The 13,801-nt window shown below is 64.7% G+C and carries 8 protein-coding genes; 7 read left to right on the forward strand and 1 reads right to left on the reverse strand.

Annotated elements, in window-relative coordinates:
• Positions 1–185 precede the first annotated feature (185 nt).
• The 4 genes from H7A19_06775 (at position 186) to H7A19_06790 (ending at position 5,938) form a co-directional block, all read left to right on the forward strand.
• Positions 186–755, forward strand: a complete 570-nt coding sequence (locus H7A19_06775; GenBank protein ID MCP5474531.1) for a sigma-70 family RNA polymerase sigma factor — start codon at positions 186–188, stop codon at positions 753–755.
• Positions 739–1,110 carry a hypothetical protein gene (locus tag H7A19_06780; protein MCP5474532.1) on the forward strand — a complete coding sequence of 124 codons (372 nt, stop codon included), beginning with the start codon at positions 739–741 and terminating at the stop codon, positions 1,108–1,110. The genes H7A19_06775 and H7A19_06780 overlap by 17 nt, the downstream gene beginning before the upstream one ends.
• Before the next feature lie 252 nt (positions 1,111–1,362).
• On the forward strand, positions 1,363–2,565 hold the full coding sequence (locus H7A19_06785) for an alginate export family protein (GenBank protein MCP5474533.1): 1,203 nt from the start codon (positions 1,363–1,365) through the stop codon (positions 2,563–2,565).
• Between the two features lie 214 nt (positions 2,566–2,779).
• A complete protein-coding gene (locus tag H7A19_06790) occupies positions 2,780–5,938 on the forward strand; it encodes a hypothetical protein (protein ID MCP5474534.1) in 3,159 nt (1,052 codons plus the stop codon).
• 469 nt (positions 5,939–6,407) lie between these two features.
• On the opposite strand, the gene H7A19_06795 is transcribed toward H7A19_06790, so the two are convergent.
• Positions 6,408–7,157, reverse strand: coding sequence for an SDR family oxidoreductase (locus H7A19_06795; protein MCP5474535.1), 750 nt, complete (start codon positions 7,155–7,157; stop codon positions 6,408–6,410).
• Between the two features lie 84 nt (positions 7,158–7,241).
• On the opposite strand from H7A19_06795, the gene H7A19_06800 reads away from it, so the two are divergent.
• The 3 genes from H7A19_06800 (at position 7,242) to H7A19_06810 (ending at position 13,781) form a co-directional block, all read left to right on the forward strand.
• Positions 7,242–8,252, forward strand: a complete 1,011-nt coding sequence (locus H7A19_06800) for a LysR family transcriptional regulator (protein ID MCP5474536.1) — start codon at positions 7,242–7,244, stop codon at positions 8,250–8,252.
• Positions 8,253–8,410: 158 nt separating this feature from the next.
• Positions 8,411–12,589, forward strand: coding sequence for a hypothetical protein (locus tag H7A19_06805; GenBank protein ID MCP5474537.1), 4,179 nt, complete (start codon positions 8,411–8,413; stop codon positions 12,587–12,589).
• 277 nt (positions 12,590–12,866) lie between these two features.
• Entirely contained in the window at positions 12,867–13,781 is a 915-nt protein-coding gene (locus H7A19_06810) for a glutaminase (GenBank protein ID MCP5474538.1), read from the forward strand.
• Positions 13,782–13,801: the final 20 nt, after the last annotated feature.

The raw sequence follows: 13,801 nt of genomic DNA on the forward strand, positions 1-13,801 counted from the left end.
GGGTAGACCCGCACTGCGGCTCTGGGCCTGGAAAGGAATCGGCTTGTGTAGCCCGAAGTGCGCGCAGCGCTCTCCGGGCGTTGACGCCGAAGCGCCCGGAAATGGGCGATGGTCGAACCGGCATTGAACCGATCTGCGCCTGGCTGGCACCTAATATGTGACAGCACCCAAACAGCGGCCTGAACGTGCAGCGCAACAGCGAGAGAATTCTTGATGAGTACCTGCTCGCTGCGGCGCTGACCGGGGACCGGCCGGCCTGGCAACGGCTGGTGGCGCGCTGGCAACCGAGGCTGATGCGGCATGCCTGGCGGGTGCTCGGCGATGCCGAAAGAGCCGCTGATGCGGTGCAGGAAGCCTGGATCGAGATTCTGCGCGGCCTGGCTCGTCTGGATGATCTGGCCGCGTTTCCGGCCTGGGCCTTTCAGATCGTGACGCGACGTTGTCAGCGCCTGTTTCGAAGTTCGGACCAGGATCGACGCGCCGCCGAGGCGCAGATCGTCGATGACGCCGAGATCGCCAGCGAATCCGATGCAGGTGAAATCAACGCCGACATCGATCAGGTCATGGACGCCTTGCAGAAACTGCCCGACGCCCAGCGTTCGGTGCTGGCCCTGTTTTATCTGGAAAGCCTGAGCGTGGCCGAAATCGCCGTCGCTCTGGACGTTCCGCCGGGAACGGTCAAGACCCGGCTCATGCATGCCCGGAACAAGATCCGCGCGCGACTGGAAGGAGCTGGAAATGAGCAAGCTGGATGAATTGATGATGCAGGCCCTGTCCAAGGAAGATCAGGAACTGTTGGCCCGACACGGAGAGCCCGGCTATTTCGCCCAAGCCTTCGGCCTGTTCCGCGGACCGCTGAGCTGGGTCATCTGGATGGTGTATCTGGTGATCCTCGCGGCCTCGGTACTGAGCTTCTACGCCTTCTGGCAGGTGTATGTCAGCGCCGATGCGCTGACCGCAGTGAGATGGGCCACGCTCGGCCTGGTGTTGGTGCAGATCGTGATGATGGGCAAGGGCTTCATGGCCCAGCACCTCGAAACCGGACGCATGCTGCGCGAGATCAAGCGCGTGGAACTGCAGCTCTCACTGCTGCGCGGAGCGGGGGTGTAGCTGGGGGACCGGGGCACGGGGCACGGGGCGCGGGGCACGGGGCACGGGGCACGGGAAGGCTGCGGGTCTTCGGATGACGAGGCAAGGTTCAGCACATGAATCCCGGCAGGGATTCCTTGGTGCTCTGCCTTTCCCGTGCCCCCCTGCCCCCTGCCCCGTGCCCCCTCTTCATTCCGCTTGACCGGCGTCAGTGCGTCGCGCAAAGGCCGGCACCTAGGATCGATCAGACTTTATCGATCCTGGAGCCTTGCCATGAAATCCCTGCTTGCAACCGCGCTATTGCTTTCATTGGGCCTGCCGGCCGCCGCCCAAAACCCGCCTCCGCCCTCGGGTCTGACGCTGGACATCCGGCTGCGCTACGAGAAGGTCAGCGATGACGCCTTCAGCCGCGATGCCGATGCCAACACCCTGCGGGCTCGGGTCGGTTGGCGCAGCGAAACCCGGTCGGGCTGGAGTGTGTTCGGCGAACTCGAGGGCACCGCGAATTTCAACGACGGTTCCTTCAACAACACCCGCAATGGCACCACCCGCTACCCGGTGGTGGCCGACCCGAAGAACGCCGAACTGAACCAGCTGTACCTCAACTATCAGCCCGATGCCGCCAGCAGGATTACCTTGGGACGGCAGCGACTGGTCTACGACAACCAGCGCTTCTTCGGCAATGTCGGCTGGCGCCAGAACGAGCAGACCTTCGATGCCCTCGACGCCACCCGCAGCTTCGGCAACGGCTTCAGTTTGCGCTACAGTTACCTCGATCGGGTGCAGCGCATCTTCGGCGATGACCACCCCAATCGCGATCTCGGCCGCTGGAATCTGAGCACCCATCTCTTCAGCGCCAGTCATGCGCTCGGCTCCGGCCTGCTCACCGGCTACGCCCATTTCATCGACAACCAGACGCTGCCGCTGACCTCGCATCGGAATCTGGGCCTGCGCTATGCGGCCAAGGGCGGACCGGCCGACGGTCTGGGCTGGCTGGCAACACTGGAGTTGGCGCAACAGGACAACCATGCCGATGGCCTGTCGATCATCGACGCCCACTACCTGCTGCTGGAAGGCGGTCTGGTCTGGAGCGGCTACACCGGCAAGCTGGGCTTCGAGCAGCTCAGCGGCGACGGACGCTACGCCTTCCAGACACCCTTTGCCACCGGCCATGCCTTCAATGGCTGGGACGACAAGTTCCTGACCACACCGGTCAACGGATTGAACGATCGCTACGTCAGCGCCGGTGGCCCCCTGGCCAAGGATGGATGGGCCGCGAAAGCCAGCTGGCTGCTCGCCTTCCACGATTTCAGCGCCGATCGCGGCAGCGCCGACTACGGCACCGAGTGGGATGCACAACTGGGCTTCCCGGTAGCCCAGGGTGTGAGCGCCCTGGTCAAGTACGCCAGCTACAATGCCGACAGCTTTGCCCGCGACACCCGCAAGATCTGGCTGCAGCTGGAGTGGAAGATCTAGCGCGCGCCGACCGGTAGGCGATCCCGGGATTGCTGGGATCGCCGAGTTGCACTCGGCCGCTCTTGACCTCGAACTTCCGAAGAGCCAAAGCGCCGACTGCAAGTCGGCGATCCCGGGCAAGGCTACGCCGACACCAATAGTTTTCGTCTCTACGGCAGCCGAATCCCCTATCGTTGCGCCCTGGTCAACGCTCGCGACGCACAGGGACAGATTCATGGCATGCAAGCACCGCTACTCCCGCGCTCTCCCAGGCATCGTCCTCGGCCTGACGCTGATCGGCAGCCTCGCCGAAGCCGCGGTTGATTTCGGCGATCTGCACTGGCGATCGATAGGCCCCCATCGCGGCGGTCGCGTGCTGGCGGTGGCCGGCGTGCCCGGGCAGCCGCAGCACTTCTATTTCGGAGCCGTCAACGGCGGCGTCTGGGAAACCCTGGATGCGGGCCGCACCTGGCAGCCGATCTTCGACGATCAACCGATCGGATCGATCGGCGCCATCGCCGTCGCCGACAGTGATCCCAAGGTGCTCTTTGTGGGCACCGGCGAGGCCGACATGCGCTCGGACATCGCCCAGGGCGATGGTGTCTATCGCTCCGCTGATGGTGGCAAGACCTGGGCCCATGTCGGCCTTGCCGACAGCCAGCAGATCGGGAAGATCCTGATCGATCCAAGCGATGCCGACACGGTCTATGTGGCGGCCCTCGGTCATCCCTACGGACCCAATGAGGAACGCGGCGTGTTCCGTTCGCGTGATGGCGGACAGCACTGGCAGCGGGTGCTGGGGGAAGGCAGCGATACCGGCGCCATCGATCTGGCCTTCGAGCCGGGCAATTCCAGGGTGATCTACGCGGCAATGTGGCAAACCCGGCGTACACCCTGGAACATCTATCCACCCGCCAATGGCCCGGGCTCCGGCCTGTACAAATCCAGCGATGGCGGCGACAGCTGGCAGCAGATTGTCGGCAACGGCTTTCCTGACAAGGTCGGCCGGATTGGCGTCGGCATCTCCGCCAGCGCACCGCAGCGGGTGTACGCCATCGTCGACGCTGACGAAGGCGGCTTGTACCGATCCGACGATGCCGGCGCGCACTGGCGCCGGAGCAGCGCCGACATCCGCCTGTGGCAACGCGGCTGGTACTTCGGACGGGTCACCATCGATCCGGCCAATGCCGACATCGTCTATGTCCTGAATACCATCGTGCTGCGTTCGGACGACGGCGGCACTCGCTTCGCCGCGAACAAGGGCGACAACACCGGCGACGATTTCCACGAGATGTGGATCGACCCCGAGGACTCGAACCGCCAGATTCTGGGCGTGGACCAGGGCGCGATCATCAGCATGAACGGCGGCGCCAGCTGGAGCAGCTGGCACAACCAGCCGACCGCGCAGATGTATCACGTCAGCACCGACCAGGGCTTCCCCTACCGCGTCTACGGCGCTCAGCAGGACTCGGGCGCCGTCGGCCTGCCGAGTTCAGCCATCGGCAATGCCCGCATCTCCATGCAGCAGTTCAAGGAAGTCACGGCTGGCGGCGAGAGCGGCATGATCGCGCCCGATCCCACCGACCCCAGCATCATCTATGGCGGCAACGTCGACCGCCTCGATCTGAAGACCGAGCAAAGCCGCAACATCGACCCCACGCTGGCACAACCGGCCGAGTTGTACCGGCGCACCTGGACCCTGCCCCTGGCCTTCAATCGGGCCAATCCCAAGGTGCTGTACTGGGCCAATCAGCAACTGTTCCGCACCGAGGATGGCGGCGAGCACTGGACCGTCATCAGTCGCGATCTGACCCGCGAGGATCCAGGTGCTCCGCCCAATCTGGATGCGATCAGCGCTGCCAACAATCTCGGCACCGGTCCGCGCCGTGGCGTGATCTATTCGATTGCCTCATCGCCGCTGGATGCCAAACTGCTGTGGGTGGGTACCGACGACGGGCTGATCTGGCGTTCCGACGACGAGGGTCGCTTCTGGTTTCCGGTGACGCCCAACGGCGTTGGTCCCTGGGCGAAGATTGCCGGTCTGGAAGCCTCGGCCTTCAATGCCGACCACGCCTACGCAGCGGTTGATCGTCATCGCATCGAAGATCGCCGCCCCTACATCTACCGCACCCGCGATCGCGGCCTGACCTGGACGTTGATCGTGGGCGGCATCCGCGATGGCGATTTCGTCAACGCCGTGCGCGCCGACCCGGTGCGACCGGGGCTGCTGTATGCGGCCACTGAACTCGGGGTCTACATTTCCTTCGATGACGGCGACCACTGGCACAGCCTGCAGATGAATCTGCCGCGCACCTCGGTACGGGATCTGGTGGTGCACGATCGCGATCTGGTCATCGCCACCCACGGCCGCGGCTTCTGGATTCTGGACGATGTGTCGGCGCTGCGGCAGCTGATCGATCCGGCCGACCTGGCCCAGACCCGGCTGTACGCGCCGGCCCCCAGCGTGCGCGTGCGTCCCGCCGGATTCACCGGTACGCCGCTGCCAGGGGACGAGCCCACGTCGGAGAATCCGCCCTTCGGCGCCTACCTCGATTACAGCCTGGCAGCGACCCCGAAAGAGCCGGTCCGGCTCACGATCCACGACGCTGCCGGCAAACGGGTTCGCAGCTATTCCAGCAGCGATGCAGCGCCCGCCTACGATGCGCTGAGCGCCGGCCATGCCGCCGAATGGGCCGAAGTGGTACACACACTCAAGGCCGCGCCAGGTCTGCATCGCTTTGTCTGGCCCTGGCGCTATCCGGCGCTCAGCGCCGATGGCGATGCCTGGGCCGACGGCGCGCTGGCGCCGCCGGGCGAGTATCGGATCGTGCTCAGCGTGGATGGCAAGGACTACACGCAGACACTTCAGGTTGTGCCCGATCCACGCATCGATCTGTCGAACGAGGCCTATCAGGCGCAGTTCGAGTTCGCCCGCGAGATCGAAGGCGTCCAGCTGCGCCTGGGTTCGGCGCAGGCCGAGGCCAATGCCTTGCACCAATCCGTGAAGCTGGCGGCGGCCAGCGCCACTGGAGATCTGCAAACGGCACTGCAGGACTTCGACCATCGCGTGATGGAACTCGCCGGCATCAACGAGGCGCCCAACCCGAAGAACGCCTGGGCCTTTCCGCCCAGGAGCACGCGCAGTTTCAGCTTTCTGGCGCAGGCGCTGGGCAAACTGGCGCATGCCGTGGACTCAGCCGATGCCGCACCCAGCGCCGATGCCCGTCAGGGCCTGGACCTGCTGAAGCCGCTGCTCGAGGTCTCGCTGACGAACTGGGAGCAGCTCAGCACCGTGGATCTGGCTGCCGTGAATGCCAAGCTCAAGCGTGCCGGCAAGACCAGGCTCAGGGTGGAAGAGCCCGGCGTATCCGCGAAGACCAGATCGTCCGATTGAGACACGGACCTGCCTTCCCGAGCCGCTCCCGCAGCTCGACCGTCGATGCTGCACCAGGCATTTCGCCAGCCATTGAATTGATGAAGTTGGCACAAAACCGCCTGTCGTAGCCCCAAGTGCGCGCAGCGCTCTGCGGGCGGTGACGCGAAAGCGCCCCGCTGAGCCGCTGCGCGGCACAACGGGCTACGCACGACCGTTTTCCGGGCAGATCGAAGATATTCACGCTTTTCTTCGTGTTCTCTCTGCTTTTCCTTCGCGTTCTCTGCGTCCGGCTTCTTGCCGCGACCTGCCTCAGGACGGGGTCGTCGCGGTGCCGGTCGCGACGCGAGGTCCCTCCTACAGGCAAATTCTTGGTTCATGGCCCATGGGCAGTTTCAGGCCGATACAGGTGGCCCGCAATGACGCCGAAACTCCGCCTTCGGCCTCTGGATTGGTCAGTCATCATCCTGCACACCATTCCTAGCGGAACTCAGACCTGACCCATACCGCCATCCACCGCGTACTCGGCGCCGGTGATGAACGAGGCATCGTCGGACAGCAGGAAGGCGGCAAGAGCAGCGACCTCGCTCGGCTTGCCGAACCGTCCGAGTGGTACCTGAGAGACAATCTGAGCACCAAATTCGGAGATGGCCTCGGGCGCCATGCCATTGCGTTCGAAGAACGGTGTTTCGATCGGACCCGGACTGACGGCATTGACTCTGATCTGCTTTGGCGCCAATTCGGCGGCCAGTACCTTGGTCAGGGTCCGCAAGGCTCCCTTGGTGGCCGCATAGATGGCGCTGCCGGGCATGCCCATGTCATCCACGATCGACGTCGTGAACAACAGATTGCTGCCCGCACCCAGCAGCGGCAGCAGGGCTCTCGCCTGCAACAATGGACCCCGTACGTTGACCGAGAAGTGCTCATCGAAGTCGGCGGCTTCAGCGGCATCAAAGGGCGCAAACCGACCGAATCCGGCGTTGAAATAGATACCATCGAGTTTCCCGGTGTGCGTGCGCACCGCCTCGACCAGCGCGGCGCTGGATGCCGCCTCACCGGCATCGTTTCGCACATAGCGGGCGCCTTCGCCAAGCACGCCTCGCGCCTTGTCCAGAGATGCCTGGCGTGAGCCGGTGACGATCACGCGTGCGCCCTCGGCGATCAAGCGTTCGGCCGTGGCCAGACCGATACCGCTGGTGCCGCCAGTGATCAATATCCATCTATTGTCAAAACGATTCATGGTCGCCTCCTGAGTGATTCGGGCCCGCTTGTCCCGCGTTGAAGGACAGATTAGGCTGTTCGCAAACGCTCAGGAATTCGCAAAATGCGCAAGCCATCATTGCATGAACGCACAGGATCCCTGAGCTGGGATGATCTGCGCACCGTGCTGGCCGTGGCTCGCGCCCAAAGCCTGAGCGGCGCCGCACGGGCGCTGGAGGTAGGTCATTCGACCGTCTTTCGGCGCATCAACGATATCGAGGAGCGCTTGGGCACTCGCCTGTTCGAACGCCTGCGAGAGGGCTATCTGCCGAATGCACAAGGCGAGCTCATGGCCGAGGCCGCAGCGCAGATGGAACTGGCCGCGATCGAAGCCGAGCGCCAGGTACTGGGCGCCGATACGCGATTGCAGGGGGTGATCCGGGTGGCCAGCAGCGAGTTGCTCTCGGCCGGACTGCTGACCCGCGTACTTGGCGCCTTCCTGAGCGAACACCCGGACATTGATGTGGAGCTGATCGTGGCCAACCACCACGCCAACCTCAGTCGCCGCGAAGCCGATCTGGCCTTGCGGGCCACACCGCATCCGCCGCCGGAACTGGTGGGTCGTGAACTGGCGCGGGTCGACTATGCCGTCTATGCCCGCCGTGGCGCCTATGCCGGTCACGCCGACCTGCCGGCACTGGCCGGAGAGCGTTGGGTTGGACTCGACGACAGTCTGTCGCATCTGCAGATTGCACAATGGTTGCGCCAGACCTATCCCCAGGTGCGACTGGCCTTGCGCAGCGATTCGCTGGCGGCCTTGATCAAGGCCGTAGCGGCGGGCATCGGCATCGCCGTCCTGCCACGCTTCGCCGCCGCTCAGGAGGACGCCATCGAACAGATCAGCGCGCCGCTCCAGGATGTGCAGATGCCGGTATGGCTGCTCAGCCATCCCGACAGCCGCGGCAACGCCAGGGTAAGGGCGCTGAGTCAGTTCCTGATCCAGCAGATTCCCCGCGAGCTCGGCTGCATCGTCAGCAATGGCGCTTGCCGGGAACGCCTGTGCGAGGCCGTGGGTGCGGAATCAGCCCAATGCACCGCGGGCCCACGCCAGAGGTCAAACCGGACGAGCGCTTAGGTCAGTCGGCGCACATCGACAGACACCAGCGCAGTGCAGTCGCGGCGTTCTCGGTGAGCAGATTCGCGGGCAAAGCTTCACCTTCCCGCCATTGCCGTGCGCGGCCGGTGCAGCGATGCTAGCGAGCGATGTGCCCCCGCCGCAGCCGGAGCGATTTCATGTTGACCCCTGTATCTGAATGGCTGAAGCGCTCGATCGCGCCGGCCTGTTTGCTGGCCCTTGTCAGCCTCCTCGACTTGCGCCCGGCCCACGCTGCGGCCGACAGCAGCCTGTGGACCGACATCCCCGAGACCGGCATCGCCCGCACCGCCAGCCCGCGACAGATCGTGCCCTTGGCTTATCGCAGCGTACAGCTGGATCGCAACCAGCTGGCGGCGCTGCTGGCGCAGCTGCCGCTGGAAAGCGATGTGCCCGCCACTGAAAGCGACAAGATCCTGTCCTTGCCGCTGGCCGGTGGTGGCTTCAGCAGCTTCCGCGTCGTCGAGGCGCCGGTCATGGAGCCGGCCCTGGCGGCGCAGTTCCCCGAGATTCGCACCTATCTGGGCCAGGGCATTGACGACCGCACGGCAACGCTGCGCTTCGATGTCACGCCATCCGGCTTCCACGCCCAGATCATCTCCTGGGAAGGCAGCACCTACATTGACCCGTACCAACCCGGCGATCTCGACCACTACATCGTCTACCGCAAGCGCGATGCGCAGGAGCAGGGCGAGCGACCGCGCTGTCTGGTCACCGGCCAGGAGCTACCCAAGGATGCGCCGAACTTCCAGAAGCGCAACCAGGTGGTCAACGTGTCCTCGGGCACCAGCTTGCGCACCTATCGAGTGGCCATCGCCGCCACCGGCGAATACACCGCCTTCCATGGCGGCAACGTGGCTGGCGGCCTGGCTGCCGTAACGACCACGCTGAATCGCGTAGTCGGCATCTACGAACGCGAGCTCAGCGTGCGCATGACCCTGATCGCCAACAACAATCTGATCATCTACACCAACGCCGGTACCGATCCGTACACCAACAACGACGGCTTTGCGATGCTGAGCGAGAACCAGACCAATCTGAATGCGGTCATTGGCAATGCCAACTTCGACATCGGCCATGTGGTCAGCACCGGCGGCGGCGGCGTTGCTGGCCTGGGCGTGGTCTGCAGCAGCTCCCAGAAGGGCCGCGGCGTCACCGGTTCGCCCTCGCCCGTCGGCGACCCCTTCGATGTCGATTATGTCGCTCACGAAATGGGCCATCAGTTCGGCGGCAACCATACCTTCAACAGTTCCAACAGTTCCTGCGGCGGGGGCAATCGCAACGCTTCCACCGCCTATGAGGTGGGTAGCGGACTGACCATCCAGGCCTATGCCGGCATCTGCGGTGCCGACAATCTGCAAAGCAACAGCGCCGACTATTTCCATCGTGCCAGTCTCAATGAAATGCTGGCCTTCACCACCAACCCCGGCAGCGGCGCCAGCTGCGGCGTGGCGACCGCCACCGGCAACACGCCGCCAACGGTGACCACGACGGCGGCCTTCACCATTCCGCGCTCGACCCCGTTCACGCTGACCGCCAGCGGCAGCGATCCGAATGGCGACACGCTGACCTATCTGTGGGAAGAATTCGACCTGGGACCGACCAACTCGCCGGCCGGCACTCTGAGTGACAACGGCGGGCCGCTGTTCCGCAATTTCTCGCCCTTGACCGGCCCCTCGCGCACCTTTCCCAGACTGCAGTACATCCTCAACAACGCCAATGTGCCGCCGCAGACGACCGGCGGCTTCCTGACCGGCGAGTTGCTGCCGAGCACCAACCGCACGATGAATTTCCGGGTCACGGCGCGCGACAACCGCGCTGGTGGCGGCGGCACCAACGAAGCCTCGACCGCGATCACCGTCAATGCCGCTTCCGGGCCTTTTGCCGTGACCTCGCCCAATACCGCGGTCACGCTTGATGCCACCCAGCCGCAGACCATCACCTGGAATGTGGCCGGCACCAACGCGCCGCCGGTGAATACGGCCACCGTGACCATCAGTCTGTCACTGGATGGTGGCAACACCTTCCCGCTGACGCTGGCCACCGGTGAGGCCAATGACGGCAGCGCCACGCTGATCCTGGCCGGCGCCACACCGACCTCGCAGGGCCGAATCCGGATTGCCGCCGACAACAACGTCTACTTCGACATCTCCGACGTCAATTTCACCATCACCGGCAATGGCGGTACCCTGCCGGTGCTGGGCAACAGCGGGCAACAGCTGACCACTGGCAACGGCCTGATCGAACCCAATGAGTGCAACGATCTGACCGTCACCCTGAGCAATACCGGCACGGCGACAGCGACTGCGGTCAGCGCGGTCCTGTCCACCAGTACACCCAATGTCACCATCAGTCAGCCCAATGCCTCCTTTGCCGACATCCCTGCCGGCCAGAGCCGCAGCAACACCACGGCTTTCCAGATCAGCACCGGCAGCGCGCTGGTGTGCTTCACCAACATCGACCTGACGCTGACGGTGACCTACAGCGGCGGCGGTTCGCCCTATGTCAGCAACTTCAGCTTGCCGGTGGGCCAGGCTGCCGCCGGCGGCAACTACAGCTTTGCCAGCAGCACCGGGGCCACCATTCCCGGAGGCGGCACGCTGGTGGCTGGCAGCCAGGCCGATGATGCCGTGGTCGATCTGACTGTCCCCGCCGGGTTCAATTTCTCGGTGTACGGCACCCCCGTCAGCGCCGGCTCGACGCTGCGCGTGAGCACCAACGGCAATTTGCAAATTGTGGCCACCGGGGGATCTGCCGAATATGCCAACAGCGTCCTTCCAAGCGCCGGGACTGGCAATAGCCTGGGTTCCTTCCCGGCGTCATTGCCCGTATTGATGCCTTACTACGACGATCTGGATACCGCCGCCAGTGCAGTGACGAACGGCGGCATCTACCAGCATCTGATTGGCAGCGCGCCGAATCAAAAATGGATTATTGAATGGCGCGGCGAGCGGCAAGGCACCAGCGGAAGCGCGATCACCGTGAATGTGGCTATTGAGTTCAACGAGGCATCGAACCAGTTCAGCTACATCTACGGCTTGACCGGCGGAAACAGCGCCAACGGCGTCAGCGCCACCATCGGTGTGCAAGCAGCGACCACCGGCACGACTTTCACCCAGTTCTCCTTCAACAGCGCCAGCGTTTCGCCAGGACAGCGGCTCACGGCGACTCTGCCGGCGGGCATCTGCAATGTCGGCAGCGGGCCTTGCGGCGGCGGTGGCACGCCCGGTGTCACGCTGGTCCAGAGCGGTGGCAGCACCGATGTGACCGAAGGCGGCGCTACCGACAGCTACACCGCCGTGCTGGACAGCCTGCCCAGCGGCGACGTGACGCTGACCCTGACCCCGGACGCCCAGGTCAGCGTCAATCCGTCGATGCTGACCTTCAACACCGGCAACTGGAACGTGCCGCAGCCGGTGACGGTCAGTGCCGTCGATGACAGCGTGGTCGAGGGCAATCACACTGGCACCATTACCCACAGCGCATCAGGCGGTGGCTACAACGGCGTCAGCATCGCCAATGTCGTGGCCAACATCACCGACAATGACAGTGCCACGGTGACCACCGCACCGCTGGTGGTGGCGGAAGGCGACAGCGGTACCAGTTCGCAGCAACTGACGCTGCAACTGGCCGGCCAGGTCGCTGGTGGATTCACGGTCAACTACCAGACCCGCAACGACACTGCCATCGCCGGTCAGGACTATGTGGCGGCGAGCGGCACGGTCAGCTTCGACGGCAGCGCCAATGCCAGTCGCACCATCACGCTGGGGATCACCGGCGACACCGTACCCGAAGCTGACGAACGCTTCTTTGTCGATCTCAGCACCACCGCCGCTCCGGCGGTACAGCTGTCACCGGCCGCAGTCAGTATCGACATCATGAATGACGATCTCTACGCCGATCTGCTGGTCACCCACCAGCGCAACGCCGGTCCGTCCGGACCGGGACAGGCCATCAGCTACACCGCCACCGTGCTCAACCAGAGCAGCATCATCAACGTACCCAGCACCACCTTCAGCTATACGCTGGGCGCTGAGCTCGGCAGCGTGACCTGGACCTGCAGCGCCAGCGGCGGTGCCACCTGCCCGGCCAGCGGCAGCGGCGCGATCTCGCACAACATCGTGCTCCCCGCCGGCGGCAGTGTCAGCTACACGATCAACGCCGTGATTCTTGCCGGTACGGCTCCTGGGACCTCCGTGCAAACCACGGCCGCCGCAAACGTCATCGCGCCCTACAGCGATCCCAACACCGCCAACAACACGGTGCCGGTGCAGTTCACCGTCAGCGGTGATGCCTTGTTTGCCAACGGCTTCGAGTAAGCAATCGGCGCGCCGCCCTGCCGGGCGGCGCGTCAGCAGGCTCTGGTAGAGCGGAGCTTGCTCCGCTGCTTCTGCCGGGCTTTGGCCCCGCACGTGGCGTCGGAGGCGCACACCCTGCCGAGCAAGCTCGGCACTACAACAGCCTCGTACGCCGCGGCTTGGGTCGCGCGGGGCTTGCTCCGCTGCTCTGGCCGAGCCTGGGCGTGCCGCAATCGCCACCCGGAATTTCGCCGCGCCGCATCACCCAAGACCGCCCTCATGCGCCATCATCGCGGCCATGAACTGGTCCCAGTTGCTCAATCAGGTGTATGCCGACGCCATCCCCACGCTGGGGCGCGGCGAGGTGGCCACCTATATCCCGGCGCTGGCGGCGGTTCCGGCCCAGCGTTTCGGCATCGCCCTGGTGACGGTCGAGGGTGATCTGGCCGCGGTGGGCCACGCCCACGAACCGTTCTCGATCCAGAGCATCAGCAAGGTCTTTTCCCTGGCGATGGCGCTGCGCGACGGCGGTGATGCCTTGTGGCAGCGCTGTGGCCGCGAGCCTTCGGGCAACAGCTTCAACTCGCTGGTGCAGCTGGAACGCGAGCACGGCATACCGCGCAATCCCTTCATCAATGCCGGCGCGCTGGTGGTGGCCGATCTGCTGGCCAAGCGTCGCATCAATGCCCGCGCCGATTTGCTCAAGTTCATGCGCAACCGGGTCGGCAGCGAGCGCCTCTATTACGACGAGCGCGTGGCCGCATCAGAAGCGGCGACCGGTGCCCGCAATCGCGCGCTGGCCTGGTTCATCAAGAGCTTTGGCAACATCGAAGGCAATGTCGACGAGGTGCTGGACTTGTATTTCCATCAGTGCGCGCTGGCGATGAGCTGCGTGGATCTGGCCCGCGCCGCCTGCTTTCTGGCCAATGAGGGTGTCGATCCCTTCACCGAGGAGCGGGTGCTCAACCCCTTGCAGACCCGCCGCATCAACTCGCTGATGCTGACCTGCGGCACCTACGATGCCGCTGGCGAAGTGGCCTTCCAGGTGGGACTGCCGGCCAAGAGTGGTGTCGGCGGCGGCATCCTGGCGATCGTGCCGCGCAAGCTCGCCATCGTCGCCTGGTCACCCCGACTGGACACGCACGGCAATTCCGTCGCCAGCCTCGCCGCCCTGCGCGCTTTTGTCGATCGCAGCGGGTTGACGGTGTTCTAGCGGGGTAGCAAGGCGATGGC

The organism is Rhodanobacteraceae bacterium (assembly GCA_024234055.1).
GTDB lineage: Bacteria > Pseudomonadota > Gammaproteobacteria > Xanthomonadales > SZUA-5 > JADKFD01.